Consider the following 20,610-nt stretch of genomic DNA (forward strand, 5'->3'; position numbering starts at 1 on the left):
CTCAGTAGCGGTGGCTTTGACCGCAGCATCTTTGGAAGCATGCAGACGGTTGCTGAAACTTTAGAGATACATCTAACCTATCGCTCAAGCGGACAGCTTACAGCTGCCGCTTACCTTAGTTCGTTAGCAGTTAATAGCGAATTAATTAGAAATTAATAATATAAAGAAATAAATATGCTTTCCGAGGAATACTGTTTTTTATGGATAGATTGGTGGCCGATGTGTATGACAAGGACAGAGTGGGCTGGTTGGATGCAGGCTGTTGGGGCATTGCTTGGTTTGGGTGTTGCTATCTGGGTTTCTGGAAGCGCGGAGCGACTTGAAAGACGATCTGCTGTTATTCAGGCTAGAGCCTTCGCTAGAGAGTTGTTTGTAGGAATTAGTGGAATGCTTTACAGTGCAAAAAATAATGAAAGAGGAATGCTAATTATCAGCATCATTCTTATGAAAGAACTTATTGCATTAAATCAATCTATACAGTTAGGTCGTATGGATAAAGAGGCAATGAGTGCTTTTATAAATTTAAGGCTTTATGCTGCTGCAGTGTTAATCGTAGCAGAATTATATAGAGATGATCCAATTCCTGAAAAATTAATTGATTTTCAAAGAATGATGAATTACTACCACGAGCTTACTAAGGTAAATTTAGAATTACTGCACAAGAAGCATAACAGTGTTCCTGCTGAAAGCTTCAATGTAGAATCTACAATTGCTAATCTGTATTCAGCTGCAGATGCCGCGAGAGAATTCGTAAAAAAAGATGCCCCAATGAAGGTTTAGGTCGTATTTTGAGATGTAGTAAGCTGTCATCTTTGGCCTTTACAGATATATAAAGCATCCACTTTTGGTTCACATTGGGGCTGGTGCAGGTTCGCTTTTCGGGCTATGCTGCTGGCTTTGGGTAGCTGGTGTGTGGGCTTAGGTTCTAACTCGGCGCTCAAGCGGACAGCTTCCAGCTGCCGCTTACCTTGGTTCGTTAGATATCCAGGAGCACGACGTGGAATACGAAGAGAATTTTGAGAAAAGCTTTATGCGACGAACGCTCTCACTGATAAGTGAATACGAGGGTTCGCTAGATGCAACGCTTCTCGTAAATTGTCTTCTTGGTTTATTGGTACTGCCAAAGGAAACTTTCATAGCACAGCTTCCAGATGTAGATTTCGAATCGCTTGCAGATTGGGGAGTGGAGCCTACATCGATTAGGGAGGTAGGTCGGTGTAGTGACGGACACCAGCACAACCCGACTCTTAAACAATTAATCCGTCGTCTACGTAACGCAGTGGCACATTTCCGTGTCAAGCCAATACATCGAGACGAACAAGTACACGGCTTTACGTTTCGCGATCAAAATGGGTTTCATGCAAAACTTTCTCTGACAGAAATGAAGACTTTGGTCGTCAAATTAGCAACACATCTTGAGGCTCAAGCCTAACCAAGTATTCGAGGCGGACGGCTACGCCGCCGCTCAATTAATTCGTTAGATTTTTTGGAGAATTAAGTGAAAAGCGAATATTTAATAACATTTGACTCCAAAGATGATATCTGCACAAGCGTTGAAAAGTTTAAAAGCTTACTTGCTGCGCATACATCTATCTCTTTTGGAAAAAAAGAAAAGCTCAGTTATGGTGAAAGAGATTTCGCCTATAAACTCGCACAAGGAACGCTAACGGATTCTTCAATATATTACGATTTAACAATCGAAAGCACAGATGTTGCCGACCAAGAAGCATTCAAAGACATGCTCAAGGAAGTTCGGCGCATCTGCTCCAAGATAAGCGGAAGAAATATTATTGTGTTGCACGATGGAGTTGGAGAGTCCTACTGCCACATGGGTTATCCAATAATATATAAAACAGAAAATCTAATGCGGAAATTAATCGCCAAATTTATGGCAATCAGCATTGGATATGACTGGAGCGATGCATCAACACCGAAAGAGGTTCTTGATTCAGTACGGTCAGATAGTAAAAAGGAGAAGACAAATTTCCTCCATGAGGTTGACTTTATTCAGCTATCAAATTTTCTTTTCAAAAAATATTCAAAAGCAGACTCAAGTCGCTTCATTGACTCCTTAAAAGGAAGAAATGATGAGGATGTGATCAAGGTCGGAGACATCAAGCAATATCAACCTTTCACCAACTGGGAAAAATTCTTCGCCAGAAAAGTGGAATGCGACTCTGAATATCTAAAATCTAAATGGGAAAAGTTATACGACTATCGCTGCAAGATTGCACACTGCAAGGGCTTAACAAAAATAGAATATGATGACTTGGCCGCAATTAGCGACGACATTTGTGAGAAGATACAAGCAGCACTGGACGCGATTGGTGACGTGCACATTGAGGAGGCTGATCGTGAAGAACTGGCGGAGAATTTTAGCGGCACCGCAAGCAAGAGTGCTGCTGAATTTATTGCAAAATACAACAAACTAACGAGCCTGACACAGATGGCTTGCGAAATGTCATCAAATGAACAAGACATATATGGAAAGTATGACACAAACAAGACAAATATAAGAATGCAATCCAAATACCTATGGACTGCAAAGGGAATCATAGGCAAGGAAGTGTCGCATCAAATAAATAAAGCGCAAGACTTTAGAAACATTGTTGTGCACAAGGTTGGAATTATGGATATAAGTGATTCAGAAATCATCGAGGAAATGGCGGCGATCGATTCAATAATTGAAATTCTTTCATCACTCAAGCCAGAAGATTTAAAGAAACTTCAGGGGGTTGATCTGCGCAATAAACAAGGTGCAGAGGATCAAGCGCAAATCTAACTGGCCGCTCAAGCGGACAGCTTCCAGCTGCCGCTTACCTTAGTTCGTTAGCATTTTTCCCACGCCGGTGCTTATTCCAAGGCTGTCAAAATCCGAGTTTTTCTGTCGCTGGTGTTCAAAAGTAGTTTTTAATTTTGGCTTATCATTCAGTATTCTTTGGTTTCGTATAGGCGCTGGTCTAGGTTCGTTTTTCCGGCTATGCTGCTGGCCTTGGGTGGCTGGTGTGTGGGCTTGGGTTCTAACTCGGCGCTCAAGCGGACAGCCTCCAGCTGCCGCTTACCTTGGTTCGTTAGCATTTCGCCCATGCTAGTGCTTATTCTAAGGCCGTCAAAATCTGCTCTTTGTTGTTGTCAGTATTCAAAAGTAAATTCTGCTTTTGGCTTGCCGGGCAGTATTGTTTGGTTTCGTATTGGCACTGGTCTCGGTTCAATTTTCCGGTTATGCTGCTGGCTTTGGGTAGCAGGTGTGTGGGCGTTGGTTCTAACTTGGCGCTCAAGCGGACGGCTTCCAGCCGCCGCTTACCTTGGTTCGTTAGCATTTCGCCCATGCTGGTGCTTATTCCAAGGCTGTCAAAATCCGAGTTTTTCTGTCGCTGGCATTCAAAATTAGGTTTTGTTTTTGGCTTGCCGGGCAGTGTTCTTTGGTTTCGTAGTGGCGCTGGTGTAGGTTCGATTTTCCGGTTATGCTGCTGGCTTCGGGTGGCTGCTGTGTGGGCGTTGGTTCTAACTCGGCGCTCAAGCGGACGTCTTCCAGCCGCCGCTTACCTTGGTTCGTTAGCTACAAATGACTCTGCACCCCACAATTGAGAACAACCCATATGGCTTTCTTCGCGCGAAGTTCGATGCGAGGTATCGATTCAGAGGAAATTGGGATTGGTTTGCCTACGATGGCCCTGTGCTAGTGCACTATACAAATCTAAATGGCCTTGTTGGGATAGTAGAGTCTGGGGGCTTTTGGCTCTCTGACTTCCGTTTCTTGAACGACACGGAAGAGTATTTCAATGGCTGCCGTATGGCGAAGGAGGTAATTGCAAGAGTTGCTTCTCGATCACGTCACACCAAGTTTTCTAGAGTCCTGCATGATGCTGCCGACCTCCTGAGCAAGCAGCCCACCAAAACCTTCTTTGTTTGTTCGTTTTCAAATTCGCTTGATAGCCTAGAACAATGGCGTGGTTACGCCAGCGGCCATGATGGGATCGCAATTGTGTTTGAGAACAAGCCGCGTCTTCAGTCTAGTCACTTTACGATAATGCCTATTATGGTGCCGCAGAAAGTAATTTACGACGATAAGATTAAACGTAAGCTGTTGCTTCAAGGCATTGCTAAGCATTCAATGGAATTTCGAAAAGACTTGGCCTGTGGATGCTCAGTTCATGAGGATGACTGGGCAAGACATCTTGCTAGCGATCTAGCAATTGATTTCATGATTTTCAAGAACAAAGCATTTGCCGCAGAACAGGAAATACGTCTGGTAGTTACGGAAAGTCATCTAAGTCATTTCAAGGACGTAAAGCACAGGGTGAGTGGTGGGCGAATAGTTCCATATATCTGTAGTTCTGATTTGTATAACGAGAGCTTTGTAGCCCACAATGGTTCCAATCAGTTGCCTATTGCTGAAGTCAGAGTTGGGCCGATGGCGAATCAGTCGATCACCATTGACAGCGTGAAAGCATTTCTAGCAAACAAAGGGTATTTCGATGTACCAGTTATTTCATCAGATGTGCCATATCGTGGCTAACTAATCATTCCACCGGACCTGCGCGAAAAGTCGCGCAGGCCGATGAATTCAAACGTTAGCATTTCGCCCACCCTGGTGCTTATTCCAAGGCTACCAAAATCCGGGTTTTGCTGTCGCTGGCATTAAAAATTAGGTTTTACTTCTAGCTTGCTAGTCGGTATTCTTTGGTTTCGTATTGGCACTAGCGTTGGTTCATTTTTCTGGCTATGCTGCTGGCCTTAGGTGGCCGGTGTGTGGGCTTGGGTGCTAACTTGTCGCTCAAGCGGACAGCTTCCAGCTACCGCTTACCTTAGTTCGTTAGGCGTCAAACTAATGCGTCATCTGTGGGTCGAGCCAGAATTGAAGGCATTGTTGAAACTGATCAACATGCTGGAAATACAGCTATCCGATCTTAGCGATATGTGCGCGCAGGCTAGTGATGGGGACTCGTACGGGCTCTTCGACACCATGGAGCACATTGTTGGGTTGGCTATGGTGGCTGGCCAGACCTATATCGCCACCGCTTGTGGTGCCATAGGAGTTGAAAAAAGCAACGCGCTAAAAATGGGTCCCGCTCATTCGGCCGGAAGGACTAAAGTGGAAATAATAAACCACGCAGCCAACTACTGGAAACACAACAACGAGTGGAGCAATAGAGGTACAGATCGACGTCGGCAAGCAATAGAGGAGGCCTTTGATTCCGTTGGGTTCCCAGTTGGTACAGACTATCCGCTTTCTGGAATATTGACGGAATTATGCAATCCGTCCCACGCCTCTATCGAATTGGTTAGTGAAATTCTTCAGGAGTGGAAAGACGAAGTTATAAATGACGCCTAACCCATCATTCCACCGGACCGCCTCCGGCGGCCGGTGAATTCAAACGTTATACCTCACACCCCGAATCTTGGCTTTACTACCCAGAGTAGTGAATGGTAAAATAGGTAAAACATGGTACAAAGACAAATCGAATGATTGAAAAACACCCTATTTCCGAGGTATTTAGCACCAATGAGCATATTGTCATTGCAGAAAGCGATGCATTGGAGGCATTAAGAAAACTTCCTGAATCATCATTCAAACTGGCCGTTTCTTCACCACCATATAATATTGGGAAAGAGTACGAAAAACAAATTGAGCTGCAACATTATCTTGACTGGCAATCAGAAATTCTGAAGGAGCTTGCACGGGTCGTATCAGATGACGGAAGCATCGTTTGGCAAGTTGGTAACTTCATTGATGATGGAGAGGTTTTTCCGCTTGATATTTATTTCTACCCAATCGTCAAGTCTCTTGGCCTTCAACTAAGAAATAGAATTGTTTGGCACTTCGACCACGGGCTGCACGCAACCAAGAGATTTTCTGGTCGCTATGAGGTTCTGTTGTGGTTCACCAAATCGAAAGATTACACTTTTAATCTCGACTCTGTTCGAGTTCCATCGAAATATCCTGGAAAGCTACACTACAAGGGTGACAAAAAAGGGCAACCAAGCGGCAATCCGCTTGGTAAAAACCCATCTGATTATTGGAAAATAATTACTCAAGAGTGGGACAACGGGATAATTGAAATTCCAAATGTTAAATCCAATCACCCTGAGAAAACTTCGCATCCATGTCAGTTTCCAATTGAGCTAATTGAGCGGTGCGTCCTCGCTCTTACAAATGAGAATGATTGGGTTATCGATCCGTTTGGTGGCGTTGGCTCAAGCTTGATTGCAGCCATAAAAAATGGTCGTCGCGGAATGGTAATTGACCGGGACCCACAATATATTTCTATTGCAAAGAAAAGAATTTCTTTATTTCAAGATGGCATGCTAAAAATAAGACCTCTTGGAAAGCCAGTTCACAAACCAACTGGAAAAGAAAAAGTCGCGCAAATACCATCCCAGTGGCTCAATAAAAAACAGGAGAAATTGCTTTGAAAATCGTAGCTACATATGACTTTAATGGCGGAAGGTCGGCAGTGCAGCAGAAGTACGCAGCAGAATTCGCACAGATTCAATCTGTAATAAGTGCGATTGACGCAAGTCTCTACAAGACAAAAGAAAGTACAGAAAAAACCATGATGGGAAAAATGCTATTCTCGCCAATGGAATTAAATAAGGCATTCAAACGTGAGTTTGCTAAAACCGAGAACGGTAGCTGGTCAAATCACAAGGTGTTGTGTGATTACTCTTATGGAGAATATACGGAAGACTACATAAAATCGAAAAATACAAGAGGTCAACCGTTTAGAGATATGGATTTCGTAAAGCCCAATACAAAACTTGGTATTGAGGTTCAGTTTGGTAAGTATGCTTTTATGGTTTACAATGTCTGCGCCAAGATGACCATATTTAGCAAAATGGGTGTAATCGATACAGGCATAGAAATCGTACCTGTGAAAAACTTTGCTGATGAAATGAGTACGGGGGTTTCGTATTTTGAACAGTTCGCTTGGGATTTGGAACACAGGGGTACTTCAAACATAGATGTTCCTGTACTGATACTTGGAATTGATGCTTGAAATTAAAAGGCATAACAATTCGCTCAAGCCGACCCGTAGGGCGGCTTAGCTGACTTCGTTAGCATTGGCCCACGGCAGTGCCTATTCCAAGCTCGTCAAAATCTGTTTTTTGTTACCGCTGGTGTTTTCAAAGTAGGCTTTGCCTTTGGTTTTTTGGCCCGGTGTTCCTGGTTTCATGGCGGCACTGGTGCAGGCTCATTTTTCCGGCTATGCTGCTGGTTTTGGGTGGCTGGTGTGTGGGCTTAGGTTCTAACTCGGCGCTCAAGCGGACAACTTCCAGTTGCCGCTTACCTTGGTTCGTTAGACCTTACAAAAAGAGACCTCATGTCATTACAGGGAAAAACAGACGATGAAATCCGCGCGATGCATGATGCGCTGATTCAAAAAGTCAAGGATTTAGGTGGAAGTGCTGGCAACAATAAACTCATTCGAGAATTGGGCTGGGATGAAGATGACTACTGGATCATCCGTGATCGAGTCGTTGACTTAGGAAGCTTGCGCCGCTACCGAGCAAGGGGCGGCGCTGTTGCCATCGTTCCACCACCTGTGGCTGCCGAAAAAACGGTAGCGAACGAACAAGAAGCGCCGCAGAATTTTGAGTGCCCTCAACCAGTTGAGCCCGCAGAGCGGGATTTGTACGAACCGGTTGCCACTGTTTTGCGAGGTGCTTGGGCGAAGGACAGTCGCTTCAGGCATCACGTGGTTGAAATTACGGCCAGCCAAGGCAGAAGGAATACGGGCGGAACGTGGACGCGCCCTGACATAGTTGTCGCTGCGCTGCGGGTCTTTCCATTTCTGCCCGGCAAGTTTTTTGATCTCATAACCTTCGAAATTAAGCCTTCTTGGGCGTTGAACGTGACAGCGGTATACGAGGCACTTGCCCATCGGCGTGCAGCAACTCAATCATATGTCTGGCTGCACAGCGCTGATATCGACGCTGATGCGGAAGCTATTGATCGCATTACTGAAGAAGCAGAGCGTCATGGGATCGGCTTAATTGTCGCCACAGATCCTAATGATTACAACTCATGGGATATTCGCGTTGATCCATCCCGCGTAGAGCCAGATCCTGAAGTCCTCAATGAATTCATCGCTCTACAAATTAGCGACGGTGCAAAAGATGAACTTGCTGCTTGGGTTCGATAGGTTTTTGCATTTGCGTGCAGTTCTAACTGTCGGTTCAACGCGGACAAAAATGCTGCGCATTTTTACCGGTTAACCTAGGCGTTAGCATTCGCCCACGATGGTGCTGATTCCATGCCCGTTAAAAATCTAGTTTTGTTTTCACCAGTTTTTCCAAAGTAGGCTTTGCCTTTGGTTTTTTCGGTGTCCTATTGGCACTGGTGCAGGTTCGTTTTTCCCGCTATGCTGCTGGCTTTGGGTGGCTGCTGTGTGGGCGTGGGTTCTAACTTGGCGCTCAAGCGGACAGCTTTCAGCTGCCGCTTACCTTAGTTCGTTAGCATTGGCCCACCACAATGCTTATTTCAAGGCCATCAAAATCCAAGTTTTGCTGTCGATGGTGTTCAAAAATAGGTTTAGCTTTTAGCTTTCAGGTCAGTATTTTCTTGGTTTCGTATTGGCGCTGGTACAGATTCGTTTTACCGGTTATGCTGTTGGCTTTGAGTGGCTGGTGTGTGGGCTTGGGTTCTAACTCGGCGCTCAAGCGGACAGCTTCCAGCTGCCGCTTACCTTGGTTCGTTAGATCAATAAAGAGAGAGCGAAACTATGGCTTCGACTGAAGAGGAAATGAAAGTAGCAGAATGGATGCTTGAGCAATACAGCAAGCATCAACGTTTGTCTCAATCATCTGCCGCGCGTGGCATACGGACGGAATTTGGTGAGCTACACGTCTATAAAAACAAGCAAAGGAACTGGGCAATAAATAAAGGTATTCTTGAAGCATTTAAAAAATTAACTCCTGACGGTGTCGTTTGGAGCCGTAGCACTCAAACTTGGCGTGCTCGCCGTGCATCTGACCCTCAAGATACAAGAATGGTACGTTGAGTCCAAAAAATTGTTGTCGCTGGTGCGTGGGCTTGCGTTCTAACTCGGCGCTCAAGCGGACAGCTTCCAGCCGCCGCTTACCTTGGTTCGTTAGCATTAGCCCACGGTGGTTTTTATTCCACGTTCGTTAAAAACCAAATTTTACTTTTGCTAGTGTTTCCAAAGTAAGTTTTATCTTTGGTTTTTTGGCCTGGTGGCACTGGTGCAGGCTCATTTTTCCGGTTATGCTGCTAGCTTTGGGTGGCTAGTGCGTGGCTTGGGGTTCTAACTTGGCGCTCAAGCGGACAGCTTCCAGCCGCCGCTTACCTTGGTTCGTTAGCATCAGCCCACGACGTTGTTTTTTCCAAGCGCGTAAAAAACCGGGTTTGGTTATCGCCACTGTTCAAAAGTAAATTCTGCTTTTGGCTTGCCGGAGTCGGTATTCTTCGGTTTCGTATTGGCACTGGTGCAAGTTCTTTTTCCAGCTATGCTGCTGGCTTTGGGTGGCGCTGGTGTGTGGGCTTGGGTTCTAACTCGGCGCTCAAGCGGACAGCTTTCAGCTGCCGCTTACCTTAGTTCGTTAGCATTTGCCCACGGCTGTGCTTATTCCATGCTCGTTAAAAACCAAGTTTTACTTTTGCCAGTGTTTCCAAAGTAATTTTTATCTTTGGTTTTTTGGCTTGGTGTTCTTGGTTTCGTGGTGGCACTGGTACAGGTTCGTTTTTCCGGCTATGCTGCTGGCTTTGGGGGCGACTGGTGCGTGGGCTTGGGTTCTAACTTGGCGCTCAAGCGGACAGCTTCCAGCTGCCGCTTACCTTATTTCGTTAGGCTTGTTCCAATTTCATCCGGCGACCATGACAAACACAAAAATCATTAATCTCGCAGGCATTGGCTTACAGTTGCTCGGCCTTCTTGTATTAACACGAATTGATCTCCTTGCTCTCCGCCTTAACGAAGCCTCCAACAACGTGCGAGACACAGTGTTTGTTGAACAATATGAAGCTGCAAAACGGGGCTTAAAGTACGAACCATCCACCCAGGAACTAGAAACCGCATCGCTTAGTGAAAAGCTCCAGCGAACGGGCCTCCTTTTCCGGTGTGGGCTAACACTTGCCTGTGTAGGTACGTTCCTTCAACTCATCGGTACGGCTGTCGGCGAATAGCCTCAACTGAAAATAAATAATCCTGTTACTCAAATTAAAAAATTCCACACAGGCAGCCTAGTTTCAATGTTGAAATGCAACAACAACATAGGGGCATTTCACCTAACAATCCGCTGACCTTCGTCGTTAGCATTTCGCCCACGCCGGTACTTATTCCAAAGCTTTCAAAATTCGGTTTTGTTTTTACCCAAAAAGCAGCTCTTGTCTTTGGTGTTTGCGCCAGCTGTTCTTGTTTTCGTATTGGCACTGGCGTTGGTTCGTTTTTCCAGCTATGCTGCTGGCTTTGGGTGACTGCTGTGTGGGCCTAGGTTCTAACTTGGCGCTCAAGCGGACAGCTTTCAGCCGCCGCTTACCTTGGTTCGTTAGCCTTGGCCCACGGTGTTGTTTTTTCCAAGTGCGTAAAAAACCAGGTTTGGTTATCGCCACTGTTCAAAAGTAAATTCTGCTTTTGGCTTGCCGGGGTCAGCATGCTTTGGTTTCGTATTGGCGCTGGTGCAAGTTCGTTTTTCCGGCTATGCTGCTGGCTTTGGGTGGCTGCTGTGTAGGCTTTGGTTCTAACTGGTCGCTCAAGCGGACAGCCTCCAGCTGCCGCTTACCTTAGTTCGTTAGCATTTCGCCCACGCCGGTGCTTATTCCAAGGCTGTCAAAATCCGAGTTTTTCTGTCGCTGGCATTCAAAAGTAGGTTTTGCTTTGGGCTTGCCAGTCAGTGCTCTTTGGTTTCGTAGTGGCGCTGGTCTAGGTTCGCTTTTCCGGTTATGCTGCTGGCCTTGGGTGGCTGGTGTGTGGGCTTGGGTTCTAACTCGGCGCTCAAGCGGACAGCTTTCAGCTGCCGCTTACCTAGGTTCGTTAGCGTTTTGTCCACAGCCGTGCTTATTCCAAGGCTGTCAAAATTCTGGTTTTGCTGTTGCTGGTATTAAGAAAATAGGTTTTTTTCGCTTACCAGTCAGTATTCTTTGGTTTCGTATTGGGACTGGCGTAGATTCGTCTTTTTCGTTATGCTGCTGGCGTTGGGTGGCTAATGCGTGGGCTTAGGTTCTAACTCGGCGCTCAAGCGGACAGCTTCTAGCTGCCGCTTACCTTAGTTCGTTAGCATTTCGCCCACGCCGGTGCTTATTCCAAGGCTGTCAAAATCCAAGTTTTTCTGTTGCTGGTGTTCAAAAGTAAATTCTGCTTTTGGTTTACGCGGGCCTGAATTCTTTGATTTCGTATTGGCGCTGGTCTAGGTTCAATTTTCCGGTTATGCTGTTGGCTTTGGGTGGCTGGCGTGTCGGCGTGGGTCTAACTCGGCGCTCAAGCGGACAGCTTCTAGCTGCCGCTTACCTTGGTTCGTTAGTCAATTTTTCTCCAAAACAAAACTTCCAATGTTTAACGCTTGGGCAATTCCCGTTTTTGAGCATATACATGGCAAAAAAATTGCCTCAATGTTGGCCGATATCCTTTTCCCCAACGTAACCGAAAGAACTGTACGAAATTGGATTTCTGGGAAGATAAAAAATCATCAAGCAGCGATCAATAAAATAGATGCCGCAGGAACAACTAAACTGAGACAACATCTTCTCAAAAAAGATTACACACCAGAAGATGTAGAAAGAATTATTCAAAACCAACCACAAAATATTGGCCCATTAGGATCCTTTGTATATTTTTGTTCTCCTTTAGAAAACCATTATCCAGAAACTCTTAAACTTGCATGCAAAATTGACGAAATTTCAAAAGAATTATATGAAGCCAAAGCGAAAAAAGACATTGATGCTTTCATTTTGAAATTGCTTTCAGTAGATTATCTAACAGAAGAATATTTGGTTAATATAGATGAAATGGATGAATCCATATGTGAGACAAAAGAAAGAATTATAAATTCTAAAAATTGGAGCGACCTAGATAAGCCATTGAAACTCATCTTGTTCAACGCATTGATGTCGCTAATGGCTTTATGGAATATTGAATTTTGCAAGAGCTATTTCGATCAATTTGAGGCTGTCCCGATATTTATTTGGTTTCAGCCAAGGATTAATCCTACTGTAAAAAAAGGTGCTGATGGAAACTTTAAAAAACAGCGAGACCTAATACATTTACCTAACAGGCGCCTTATAGACTTTATGGCTTGCCTACGCTTTTATAAAAAAAATAGAAAATGGCCTCAAGAGATTCCATCCGTCGCTGAGTTGTCTATTTGGACGGCCGAAGATAAAAAAAATTACGTCGAAGAGAGAAAAATAGTTTGCTGGAGAGAGGGGAGGCGATTAACCTATAAAGAATTTTCCAATTTTTGGAATGCAATGTTTTTCTTTTGCGAAGAAAAACAACGTCCCTCGCCTCCCTTTCCACTACTTTTTGCGAGCACCACATGGAGTAAGCTGTTTGTGCAGGGCAGCAAAGAGAAACCAGAATTATCTGTTTACATTAATTTCGAAAAATACTTTATCTACTGGTGGGAACGGCACGAGAAAAAAGCAAAAAATAACGGCGCCAGTTTTGGTGACGCCGCGTGGCTTACCCTGTTAAATTAAATGCATTCACTCGAATTCCGGGAGAACATTTCCTTCCTGAATTCTTTCATCCCAGTTGTCAGGGCGCTCGTCCCAGCCCCGTGATTCCCAATATGCATCGTTGTTTGGGTTCAATTGATCTGCGCGATTGTCAAGATCATCTTTAGTCATAGATTGAGTCTCTTATTTTTGCCCTGATTTACCGAAGTTTTTAGCTGCAGCCCGTTGAAGATTACCTGCCCAAGGAGTAGGCTTACCATCTCCTACTTTTGCAGTTGCAGACTGTACTCTTGATGCATCCTTAGGAGTGGCGACGGTTTTTGGGGCTAGATTCTTTGTACTCATAGCTATCCTTTCACTTAAGTTAAAATCCGCAACAGCGGGGTGGACGAGATTTTCTGCTACGTGCCAAGCACATATGTTCCAACTTTCGGAAATTTCACATTAAGAAATTTGGTTTTTTCCAGTTACGCTGTTAGCTTTGGGTAGCTGCTGGGTGGGCTGGGGTTCTAACTTGGCGCTCAAGTGGACAGCTTTCAGCTGCCGCTTACCTTAGTTCGTTAGCATCAGCCCACGGTGGCGTTAGACAACAAGGCAAAGCTACCCTGTACGCTTGAAAAAGGTACCAAATAACGGTACCATTCAGGAATGAAGCGAAAACACCAACGCGCGCTAGAGCTCATCTTCGCCAGACCAACAAGTGCCAATGTTCAGTGGCGCGACATCGAAGGCTTGTTTGAGGAACTGGGTGCGGAGGTCAGTGAGCGAGAAGGCAGCCGTGTGGCGGTTGTGTTATTTGGCGAAGTACGTGTCTTTCACAGACCACATCCTTCGCCCAACACCGACAAAGGCGCCGTCGCAAGCATTCGCAAATGGCTTGAGCAGCACGGAGTGGAACCATGAACGTAATGACAGTTGACGGCTATCACGCCAAGATTGAATACGACGAAGAGCTTGATCTTTTTCGTGGTGAGATTCTTGGACTAAACGGCGGCGCTGATTTCTATGGCAAGAATCCAAAAGAGTTGCGAACAGAGTTCAAGAAATCCTTGCAAGTCTTTCTTGAGGTTTGTGACGAGAAGGGCATCCAACCCAGAAAACACTTCTCTGGAAAATTCAATCTCAGAATTCCTCCGGAGTTGCATGAGCAATTGGCTATTGCTGCACAAGTAGAAGGTAAGAGCATCAATATGCTGGCTCAAGAAGCTCTACGTATCCGTGTGGCATCTTAGTTACCTGCGTAGTGCTAACTTTTCGCTCAAGCGGACGGCTTCCAGCCGCCGCTTACCTTGGTTCGTTAGCATCAGCCCACGGCAGTGATTATTCCAAGGTCGTAAAAATCCGGGTTTTTCTGTTGCTGGTGTTTAAAAGTAGGTTTTGCTTTTGGCTTACCAGTCAGTATTTTTTGGTTTCGTATTGGCGCTGGTCTAGGTTCGCTTTTCCGGCTATGCTGCTGGCTTTGGGTGGCTGCTGTGTGGGCTTGGGTTCTAACTCGGCGGTCAACCGGACAGCCCAACAGCGGCGCTTCGCACCACTGCTGGGTTCCCTCCGCTTCGCTCCGACTGCCGGTTACCTCCAACGTTAGCCATAATGCAACATATCATCAGCGTACGGTCTTAACTGATTCGTTAGGCAAAAACATAAATCGTCGATCAGCAGTGTTTTGCTAAACATTCGATAAAATTTAAACCGAGAATACCAAATATGCCATTAACCTCATCTCAAGTAATTGATCTAGAAAACGCTATAAAATCTTACAGCTTTCCTCTTGATTATTATTGCTTCAGCCACAGAACAATCAAAACTGCCCCAAACATTTCAACTCTTGAAACAATAATTTGCACCCAATTAAAAACAACTCCTTCAAATGGACTGGCAAATGTTATATTTTGGGGACATTCGGGATCAATTGGAATCAGAAAAATTCGGTTCGCTAGATTTAATACACTTATCAATCCGGTCCTCACATCAAAATTTTCGCATTTATTGACTACCAACACAGCCCCAAGTATCGTTGCTATAAAAAATTTAGGCCTACCTGAGTATTCAGGTATTTCTTTTATATCAAAGATACTTATGTTCTTAGACCCAAAAAACTATTCCGTACTTGATCTACAACTTTCCAAGTTGCACACAGTTCGTGGAAGAGCGTTGTCTTTATTAAAAATAAACACTACACAAATACCATCGACTAAAAGCAATGAATCCGTTTATAACAAATGGCGCCAAGAGTGCTTATATATCAGCAATACTTATTATACTGGAATATATAGGGCTGCCGATGTAGAACGTGGATTATTTCAGCTGATCAGATCAGGCAATTTAGCAACAGCAATTCAAATTTACACAAACTTCTAACTTATCGTTGCACCGAACAGTTTTGCAGGTGAACTTTACGTTAGATTTCCATTGGACTATTTATGCAAAAGTATTTTGAAATATCAAAGAATGATGTGGAATAAAAAGATAATAACACTTGGTTTGAATACTGCCGCAAACAAGAAATTCCATTCATCACTCTAAGAAGCAGGACAAAGCTAGCAAATGTTGAATGGGATTACATTGCATACCAAACTGAATTCGACAATGCTTTTAAAAATCTAAATGGAGAGCTAAGAGAAAAAGCAATTCTGATCTTTAAGAAGTATGCAGGCCCACGATCTGAATATCAGGCTAGCGATTTATTGATATCTTTTAAAAACCTTGAGATACCTAAAGCCAAAATTGCTGCCGATGAACTTTATGACTTAATAGATCATTACGCAAAGAGAAATAATAGTTAAACCTAACTCGGCGCTCAAGCGGACGGCTTCCAGCCGCTGCTTACCTTAATTCGTTATAAGCTAAAGGAAGCATTGTGAGTAAGCCAAAGAAGATCATTGACAATCCGACAAGTGCGGAACTGTTAAGGCAGTTCGAGGCATTTGAAAGCTTGGAGGCTCTATACAAGGATTTTCCGTTGGCTCGCAAGCTTTTCCATAAAATGGAAAATGCCTCCAATGAATTCCTAAAGATTAAAAAGCAAGCAGAAATATTGAAGGTTCCAGATCAGTTTAATGAGCGTTTTGCGAGCCTAGGCTGGATTGCATATGAATCCATGAACATGGAAGTAATGCAAAAAGCAATAAATATTCATGACACTGAAGGAAAGGATGCGGCGGAAAAAATCCTAGCCGATTCGTATGACGAAGAAACATTAAAGTGGGGAATATTACGATTAAATGGCAATCGTGATTTTAAAAAAAGAATAAGGCTCACGGAGTTGGCCAGAGAGGATTACTTAGCTGGCAGACATCATGCATGTATACCTCTATTGTTGAGCTTGCTTGACGGTCTCGTAAATGATGTATCGAAGCACGTAGGCTTTTTTGCTGTAAACGTGGATATTACCGCTTGGGATTGCATTGCAGCTCATGAGACGGGCCTTCAGACATTAGCTTCAATTCTCACTAAAGGCAGAAATAAAACAAATGAAGCTGGTATATCCATTCCATACAGAAACGGGATTCTTCATGGCAGAGAGCTGGCCTTCGATAATAAATTAGTGGCAGCAAAGTGCTGGGCTGCTCTCTTTGCGGCGAGAGACTGGGCCGGAGCACTTGATGATGGGAAAAAGGAGCCAAAACCAAAAGAAGAGGTGAGTTGGCGACAGATATTTAAGCAAATTTCTGAAACAAACCTTATGAAAAAATCCATTGAGGAATGGAATCCAAGAATATCTGAAAATATTCCATATTTTCCATTTGAAGGGAATATTTCCAGCCTGCCTGAAAACACGCCTGAATATGCAGTGGCTGCATTTTTAGATCATTGGTGCAATAAGCGATTTGGCCCTATCGCTGATGCTCTTTTATATTTTACCGACACTCCTAAGGGAAAAAAGGCCTGCATAGCGCGCCAAGATTTTGGTAAGCATGTGCCGACTTCTTTCAAGGTATTAGGCGTGGATGACCAAGCTGCTGCCGTTACTCATGTAATAGCAGAGCTTCGTTTTAAAATTGATGATCAAGAAAAAATAAAAGAAGTTTCGGTGCGCGCAATATATCAAGACTTAGAAAATAATGCTTCTGTCCGATCTATGCCAGGAGGCCAGTGGAGAATAGTTCAAAATTCTTTCACTGGCATCATATACGCGCACAGTTTATAAAAAGTAGTTAAAATAGTTCGCTCCGCTCGCTTGGGCAACCTAAAGCCAGCCCCTTAAAAAACGTTAGCACTTGCTTACGGTAGTGCTTATTCCACGCCCGTTAAAAATCCGGTTTTTGTTGTCACCATTTTTTCAAAGTAGGTTTGGACTTGGGTTTTGTGGCTGGGGCTTTCCGGTGTCTTATTAGCACTGGTGCGGGGTCGTTTTTCCGGATATGCTGTTGGCTTTGGGTGGCTGCTGCGTGGGCTTCGGTTCTAACTCGGCGCTCAAGCGGACGGCTTCCAGCCGCCGCTTACCTTGGTTCGTTAGCGTTTTGTCCACAGCCGTGCTTATTCCAAGGCTGTCAAAATTCTAGTTTTGCTGTTGCTGGTATTAAGAAAATAGGTTTTGTTTTTCGCTTACTAGTCAGTATTCTTTGGTTTCGTATTGGGACTGGCGCAGATTCGTCTTTTTCGTTATGCTGCTGGCGTTGGGTGGCTGATGCGTGGGCTTAGGTTCTAACTCGGCGCCAAGCGGACAGCTTCTAGCTGCCGCTTACCTTAGTTCGTTAGGCCTCTGTTTCTATGCATATTTCAACCAGCCTTTGCCAACTAATACCCGGTTTTTGTCGCCGGGCTTTTGTTTCGTCTGAGCAATCCGTCCGCGCAATGTTGCTGGTTCCAATCCACTGTATTTTTTCCGGTCGTAGTTACCGTGGCCTCAGTTCAGTTATTGCAAGGCCGGCTCCTGGCGCCGTTCCCCGTGATAGTGATTACTCCAGCAGTTTTTCCGTGCTTCCTACAATCAAGCGCTACAGGCTGGCCAAAAAACCAAAGGCAGCACTGATCGAGCGCTCCAAGCCTGTGCCCAAAACAACTCCAGCTCTAATTGAGCGCTTCAGGTTGGTCAGAAAGGCAAAGGCAGTCATGGGGCCCCAGGTGGCGCCCGGAGATAACGGCTTGAAAAAACCCATTTCCAAGACAACCGCCCGGCCTAACAGGGCGTTCGAGGGGACGCCGGGAAGCGTCGTCGTTATTCCTGTGGCCGCCTCGCGCGGCGCCCCTCAACTTCGTCGTTAGCAATCACCAAATGAAACTCTGGAAGAAAATACTCATCGGTGTCTTCGCACTAATTTTGCTATGTATTGGTGGTTTATATCTATTTATTCAATCACTACCTGACATGTGTAGTAATGTGGTTTTGGCTGAATATTTATCTCCAAATAACAAGTTAAAAGTTGTTACCTTTCAGCGTGACTGTGGAGCTACCACAGGCTTTTCAACTCAAGTCTTGATTATTTCAAGTGCTGATGCACTTGAAAATGAAAGTGGCAATACATTCATTGCCGACACAAATCATGATGCTGCACCAATAGGTCAAGGTGGTGGCCCTGAAGTTCAGATTAATTGGCTATCAGATTTACGCCTTCAAATTCAAAACCATAAGCTGGCGCGAATTTTTCGAGCCGAAACAAAATATGAAGGGGTAAATGTTGAATATGTTCATTTCTAGCTGCCATTTTACTAACCCATCGCTCAAGCGGACAGCTTGCAGCTGCCGCTTACCTTGGTTCGTTAGATTGCAAAGTTGCAAATGACAGCAAAGAATCCTTTTATACGAACGTGCCCAGCTTGTGGTGTCATTGTTTCCAACGAAATTTTTTTGCTGCACTACGAAGAAACTCATGCAAGAGCGCCAACCGAGGGGGAAATATTTCGCTTTGCGTAACCTAAAGATCGGCCCCAGAAGAAAATTAAAGGTGGCAAACGGATATATTTTTCTAGAGGTGGACTTCCATCTCTTGGAAATAAGTAAGTATTTCTCTAACTCGGCGCTCAAGCCGACCCGCACTCTGCGGTCGGCTTGCCTTGTTCGTTAGGGCGAAATAAAAAGACTACGCATGCTCATAATAATTCGAATCCTCCGTGTACTCGCTGGCTTGATTGCTATCCTGCAAGTTATCGGCCTTCTGCCAGTGCTCACCTGGCTATCAAATTTGCATAATGTTACCGATGGCATGTGGGTAATTGCATTCATTAAGGCTCTAGTGATGCTTCTTACGGGAAGTATTTACTTTTGGCTTGGAAAAATCAAAAGCCGAATTGATAACTCAGGAACAAGTGATTCTGAAGGTCGCCTCATAATTTTCTCCGTACTTGGACTCTTGGTTTTAGGCGTGATTCTTACCATGGCCATTCCTGTACTTTCGAAATGGAGTCAAAAAGAAACGAATGCTTCAATACAGTTAACCCAGCCTGCTGCGGTCATTGAGAGAAGCATTCCTCCTGTAAGCAGCGTACTTTTCCCCTGCCCTGAAGGAGAAAAACGTATTGCTGGGGAGTTAGAATGTTTGCCATTGAGTCAATTTACACCAATTAGTGCAACACCAGTGCAGCCCCAAGAGTCTTCAAGAAAAGGACAAACCTTTTCTTACGAGGAAGCAGTGGGTATGCCCGTACAGCCTCAATTATCTTTAAAAGAGAGAAAAACCTTCTCTTATGAGGAAGCAGTTGGTACACCATAAAATCTGTTGGATTGTTGGATTGTTGGATTGTTGGATTGTTGGATTGTTGGATTGTTGGAGTTGGGGGGGCTGCTGTGTGGGCTTGGGTTCTAACTTGGCGCTCAAGCGGACAGCTTCCAGCTGCGGCTTATCTTGGTTCGTTAGCATTAGCCCACGGCTGTGCTTGTTCCATGCTCGTTAAAAACCAATTTTTACTTTTGCCAGTGTTTCCAAAGTAAGTTTTATCTTTGGTTTTTTGGCTTGGTGTTCTTGGTTTCTTCTTGGCGCTGGTGCAGGTCCGTTTTTCCGGCTATGCTGCTGGCCTTGGGTGGCCGCTGTGTGGGCTTATGTTCTAACTCGGCGCTCAAGCGGACAGCTTTCAGCTGCCGCTTACCTTAGTTCGTTAGAGCGCAAATGCGCGTCAGGTGCAGCCGGTATCACGTAGGTCTGAGCCGGGAACGTATCGGTTGCACGGATCGCCACAAACAGAGCTTGTTTGTCCGTGGTCTGCATCATCGTATTGGAGACCAAAATCCACCTCTCTCCGTTGTATTCAACTTGCTTACCAGCAGTCATTATTTGCAGCATGTCGCCAAACATTTTACATCTCCCATCTTTACATTACGTTGCGCCCTAACCCATCGCTCAACGCGGAAGTCGCTTCGCGCCTCCGGGTTAGCTAGTGGCGTTAGCATTCGCCTACGGCAGTGTTTATTCGAAGCACGTTAAAAATCCGGTTTTGTTTTCACCAGTTTTTTCAAAGCAGCTTTTGTTTTTGTTGTTTGCGCCGGGTGTTCTTGGTTTCGTATTGGCACTGGTGCAGGTTCGTTTTTTCGGCTATGCTGCTGGCCTTGGGTGGCTGCTGTGTAGGCTTTGGTTCTAACTCGGCGCTCAAGCGGACAGCTTACAGCTGCCGCTTACCTTAGTTCGTTAGATTTGGCCCACGGCGTTGTTTTTTCCAAGCGCGTAAAAAACCGGGTTTGGTTATCGCCAGTGTTCAAAAATAAATTCTGCTTTTGGCTTGCCGGGGTCAGTATTCTTCGGTTTCGTATTGGTGCTGGTGCAGGTTCATTTTCCCGGCTATGCTGCTGGCTTTAGGTGGCTGGTGTGTGGGCTTAGGTTCTAACTCGGTGCTCAAGCGGACAACTTCCAGTTGCCGCTTACCTTGGTTCGTTAGGTGTCTTAATTGCAACAGAAGCGCAACCTCAAGGTCATCGATACGCAGAGACCAATCATCCAGAACTACTGGAAGATTATCTACTTTCGTGACACTGAACGAGTTACCCCTGTTTTATCTCGTTGGAAGTGGGTACGCCTGTGTATTTTTGAAGTCCTCTTTGGCCA

The 20,610-nt window shown here is 44.9% G+C and carries 19 protein-coding genes; 17 read left to right on the forward strand and 2 right to left on the reverse strand.

Annotated elements, in window-relative coordinates; all coding sequences use genetic code 11:
* The first annotated feature begins 174 nt into the window (after positions 1–174).
* The 3 genes from ACYVB2_RS15245 to ACYVB2_RS15255 all read left to right on the forward strand — a co-directional run bounded on the left by ACYVB2_RS15245 (position 175) and on the right by ACYVB2_RS15255 (position 2,782).
* Entirely contained in the window at positions 175–780 is a 606-nt protein-coding gene (locus ACYVB2_RS15245) for a hypothetical protein (RefSeq protein WP_382434902.1), read from the forward strand.
* A gap of 217 nt (positions 781–997) precedes the next feature.
* Positions 998–1,432 carry a HEPN family nuclease gene (locus ACYVB2_RS15250; protein ID WP_382434904.1) on the forward strand — a complete coding sequence of 145 codons (435 nt, stop codon included), beginning with the start codon at positions 998–1,000 and terminating at the stop codon, positions 1,430–1,432.
* Positions 1,433–1,498: 66 nt separating this feature from the next.
* Positions 1,499–2,782 carry a hypothetical protein gene (locus tag ACYVB2_RS15255; RefSeq protein ID WP_382434906.1) on the forward strand — a complete coding sequence of 428 codons (1,284 nt, stop codon included), beginning with the start codon at positions 1,499–1,501 and terminating at the stop codon, positions 2,780–2,782.
* Positions 2,783–3,095: 313 nt separating this feature from the next.
* Here ACYVB2_RS15255 and ACYVB2_RS15260 read toward each other — a convergent pair whose 3' ends face one another.
* On the reverse strand, positions 3,096–3,329 hold the full coding sequence (locus tag ACYVB2_RS15260; RefSeq protein ID WP_382434908.1) for a hypothetical protein: 234 nt from the start codon (positions 3,327–3,329) through the stop codon (positions 3,096–3,098).
* A gap of 428 nt (positions 3,330–3,757) precedes the next feature.
* Between ACYVB2_RS15260 and ACYVB2_RS15265 the strand changes: the two genes are divergently transcribed.
* The 14 genes from ACYVB2_RS15265 (at position 3,758) to ACYVB2_RS15330 (ending at position 19,287) form a co-directional block, all read left to right on the forward strand.
* Complete coding sequence (locus tag ACYVB2_RS15265) at positions 3,758–4,519, forward strand: DUF2971 domain-containing protein (protein WP_460537223.1); 762 nt, start codon at positions 3,758–3,760, stop codon at positions 4,517–4,519.
* Between the two features lie 312 nt (positions 4,520–4,831).
* Complete coding sequence (locus tag ACYVB2_RS15270) at positions 4,832–5,335, forward strand: hypothetical protein (RefSeq protein WP_382434913.1); 504 nt, start codon at positions 4,832–4,834, stop codon at positions 5,333–5,335.
* 131 nt (positions 5,336–5,466) lie between these two features.
* Positions 5,467–6,417: a DNA-methyltransferase gene (locus tag ACYVB2_RS15275; protein WP_382434918.1), complete on the forward strand. Its 951-nt coding sequence runs from the start codon at positions 5,467–5,469 to the stop codon at positions 6,415–6,417.
* Positions 6,414–7,001, forward strand: coding sequence for a BglII/BstYI family type II restriction endonuclease (locus ACYVB2_RS15280; RefSeq protein ID WP_382434919.1), 588 nt, complete (start codon positions 6,414–6,416; stop codon positions 6,999–7,001). Before ACYVB2_RS15275 ends, ACYVB2_RS15280 begins: the two co-directional genes overlap by 4 nt.
* Positions 7,002–7,325: 324 nt before the next feature.
* Positions 7,326–8,147, forward strand: a complete 822-nt coding sequence (locus tag ACYVB2_RS15285; protein ID WP_460537228.1) for a hypothetical protein — start codon at positions 7,326–7,328, stop codon at positions 8,145–8,147.
* 579 nt (positions 8,148–8,726) lie between these two features.
* Complete coding sequence (locus tag ACYVB2_RS15290) at positions 8,727–9,005, forward strand: DUF6953 family protein (protein WP_382434943.1); 279 nt, start codon at positions 8,727–8,729, stop codon at positions 9,003–9,005.
* A gap of 1,216 nt (positions 9,006–10,221) precedes the next feature.
* Positions 10,222–10,455 carry a hypothetical protein gene (locus ACYVB2_RS15295; RefSeq protein WP_460537232.1) on the forward strand — a complete coding sequence of 78 codons (234 nt, stop codon included), beginning with the start codon at positions 10,222–10,224 and terminating at the stop codon, positions 10,453–10,455.
* Positions 10,456–11,509: 1,054 nt separating this feature from the next.
* Positions 11,510–12,658, forward strand: coding sequence for a hypothetical protein (locus ACYVB2_RS15300; RefSeq protein ID WP_382434886.1), 1,149 nt, complete (start codon positions 11,510–11,512; stop codon positions 12,656–12,658).
* A gap of 627 nt (positions 12,659–13,285) precedes the next feature.
* Positions 13,286–13,540: a type II toxin-antitoxin system HicA family toxin gene (locus tag ACYVB2_RS15305; RefSeq protein ID WP_382434888.1), complete on the forward strand. Its 255-nt coding sequence runs from the start codon at positions 13,286–13,288 to the stop codon at positions 13,538–13,540.
* The gene (locus tag ACYVB2_RS15310) at positions 13,537–13,869 is read left to right on the forward strand and encodes a type II toxin-antitoxin system HicB family antitoxin (RefSeq protein ID WP_382434890.1); all 333 of its coding nucleotides are present in this window, start codon (positions 13,537–13,539) and stop codon (positions 13,867–13,869) included. The genes ACYVB2_RS15305 and ACYVB2_RS15310 overlap by 4 nt, the downstream gene beginning before the upstream one ends.
* Positions 13,870–14,341: 472 nt before the next feature.
* Positions 14,342–14,995, forward strand: coding sequence for a hypothetical protein (locus ACYVB2_RS15315; RefSeq protein WP_382434892.1), 654 nt, complete (start codon positions 14,342–14,344; stop codon positions 14,993–14,995).
* A gap of 499 nt (positions 14,996–15,494) precedes the next feature.
* Positions 15,495–16,784: a hypothetical protein gene (locus tag ACYVB2_RS15320; RefSeq protein ID WP_382434894.1), complete on the forward strand. Its 1,290-nt coding sequence runs from the start codon at positions 15,495–15,497 to the stop codon at positions 16,782–16,784.
* Between the two features lie 1,068 nt (positions 16,785–17,852).
* On the forward strand, positions 17,853–18,275 hold the full coding sequence (locus ACYVB2_RS15325) for a hypothetical protein (RefSeq protein ID WP_382434896.1): 423 nt from the start codon (positions 17,853–17,855) through the stop codon (positions 18,273–18,275).
* 388 nt (positions 18,276–18,663) lie between these two features.
* On the forward strand, positions 18,664–19,287 hold the full coding sequence (locus ACYVB2_RS15330; RefSeq protein WP_460537239.1) for a hypothetical protein: 624 nt from the start codon (positions 18,664–18,666) through the stop codon (positions 19,285–19,287).
* Positions 19,288–19,656: 369 nt separating this feature from the next.
* Here ACYVB2_RS15330 and ACYVB2_RS15335 read toward each other — a convergent pair whose 3' ends face one another.
* Positions 19,657–19,866, reverse strand: coding sequence for a hypothetical protein (locus ACYVB2_RS15335; protein ID WP_382434900.1), 210 nt, complete (start codon positions 19,864–19,866; stop codon positions 19,657–19,659).
* Positions 19,867–20,610: the final 744 nt, after the last annotated feature.

The organism is Giesbergeria giesbergeri, from assembly GCF_054779375.1.

Excerpts from the sequence above, each read along its gene's own strand:
- ACYVB2_RS15245 (WP_382434902.1), top strand. The coding sequence starts at position 175 with ATGCTTTCCGAGGAATACTGTTTTTTATGGATAGATTGGTGGCCGATG.
- ACYVB2_RS15260 (WP_382434908.1), bottom strand. The coding sequence starts at position 3,329 with ATGGGCGAAATGCTAACGAACCAAGGTAAGCGGCGGCTGGAAGCCGTC.
- ACYVB2_RS15270 (WP_382434913.1), top strand. The coding sequence starts at position 4,832 with ATGCGTCATCTGTGGGTCGAGCCAGAATTGAAGGCATTGTTGAAACTG.
- ACYVB2_RS15275 (WP_382434918.1), top strand. The coding sequence starts at position 5,467 with ATGATTGAAAAACACCCTATTTCCGAGGTATTTAGCACCAATGAGCAT.
- ACYVB2_RS15285 (WP_460537228.1), top strand. The coding sequence starts at position 7,326 with ATGTCATTACAGGGAAAAACAGACGATGAAATCCGCGCGATGCATGAT.
- ACYVB2_RS15290 (WP_382434943.1), top strand. The coding sequence starts at position 8,727 with ATGGCTTCGACTGAAGAGGAAATGAAAGTAGCAGAATGGATGCTTGAG.
- ACYVB2_RS15295 (WP_460537232.1), top strand. The coding sequence starts at position 10,222 with ATGCAACAACAACATAGGGGCATTTCACCTAACAATCCGCTGACCTTC.
- ACYVB2_RS15300 (WP_382434886.1), top strand. The coding sequence starts at position 11,510 with ATGTTTAACGCTTGGGCAATTCCCGTTTTTGAGCATATACATGGCAAA.
- ACYVB2_RS15305 (WP_382434888.1), top strand. The coding sequence starts at position 13,286 with ATGAAGCGAAAACACCAACGCGCGCTAGAGCTCATCTTCGCCAGACCA.
- ACYVB2_RS15310 (WP_382434890.1), top strand. The coding sequence starts at position 13,537 with ATGAACGTAATGACAGTTGACGGCTATCACGCCAAGATTGAATACGAC.
- ACYVB2_RS15315 (WP_382434892.1), top strand. The coding sequence starts at position 14,342 with ATGCCATTAACCTCATCTCAAGTAATTGATCTAGAAAACGCTATAAAA.
- ACYVB2_RS15325 (WP_382434896.1), top strand. The coding sequence starts at position 17,853 with ATGAAACTCTGGAAGAAAATACTCATCGGTGTCTTCGCACTAATTTTG.
- ACYVB2_RS15330 (WP_460537239.1), top strand. The coding sequence starts at position 18,664 with ATGCTCATAATAATTCGAATCCTCCGTGTACTCGCTGGCTTGATTGCT.
- ACYVB2_RS15335 (WP_382434900.1), bottom strand. The coding sequence starts at position 19,866 with ATGTTTGGCGACATGCTGCAAATAATGACTGCTGGTAAGCAAGTTGAA.